Consider the following 882-nt stretch of genomic DNA (forward strand, 5'->3'; position numbering starts at 1 on the left):
GAACAGATCGCCCACGAGACCGTAATCGGCGACGCTGAAGATCGGCGCTTCTTCGTCTTTATTGATCGCGACGATGACTTTGCTGTCCTTCATCCCGGCCAGATGCTGGATCGCACCCGAGATGCCGACTGCAATGTACAGTTGCGGCGCGACGATCTTGCCCGTCTGGCCGACCTGGTAGTCGTTCGGTACGAAGCCCGCATCGACTGCCGCGCGTGATGCGCCCAGCGCTGCGTTCAGCTTGTCGGCCAACGGTTCGAGAACCTTGGTGTAGTTCTCGCCGTTGCCCAGACCGCGGCCACCCGAGACGATGATCTTCGCCGACGTCAGTTCCGGACGATCCAGTTTCGTCACTTCACGGCTGACGAAGGACGAGATGCCGCTGTCTGCTGCCGCTTCGATCTTCTCGACCGTTGCACTGCCACCTTCGGCTGCGACTGCATCGAAACCGGTCGTGCGCACCGTGATGACCTTGATCGGGTCTTGGGACTGAACCGTTGCGATTGCGTTACCGGCATAGATCGGACGCTCAAACGTATCCGGGCTATCCACTGCCGTGATGTCGCTGATCTGCGCGACGTCGAGCTTCGCTGCGATACGTGGCGTGATGTTCTTGCCGTAGGCGGTCGCCGGCGCGAGGATGTGCGTGTAGTCCTTCGCGATGTTCACCACCGTTGCCTCGACGTTTTCCGCGAGGCCCGCTTCGAGTTGCGGTGCGTCGGCCAGCAGCACTTTGCTTACGCCCGCGATCTTCGCTGCCGCATCAGCCGCGGCCTGCGCGTTGTGCCCTGCCACCAGCACGTGAATGTCGCCACCAATCTTCTGCGCCGCTGCAATCGTGTTCAGCGTCGCGGCCTTGATCGTCGCGTTGTCGTGTTCTGC

General features: G+C 61.6%; 1 protein-coding gene. It reads right to left on the bottom strand.

Going from position 1 to position 882, the window contains the following annotated elements; all coding sequences use genetic code 11:
* Positions 1–882, bottom strand: an 882-nt coding sequence (locus PQR32_RS42105) for an electron transfer flavoprotein subunit alpha/FixB family protein (protein WP_408241791.1), incomplete at both ends; no start/stop codon positions are given.

This window comes from Paraburkholderia dipogonis, from assembly GCF_046027395.1.
In the GTDB taxonomy this organism is placed as follows: Bacteria; Pseudomonadota; Gammaproteobacteria; order Burkholderiales; family Burkholderiaceae; genus Paraburkholderia; species Paraburkholderia dipogonis_A.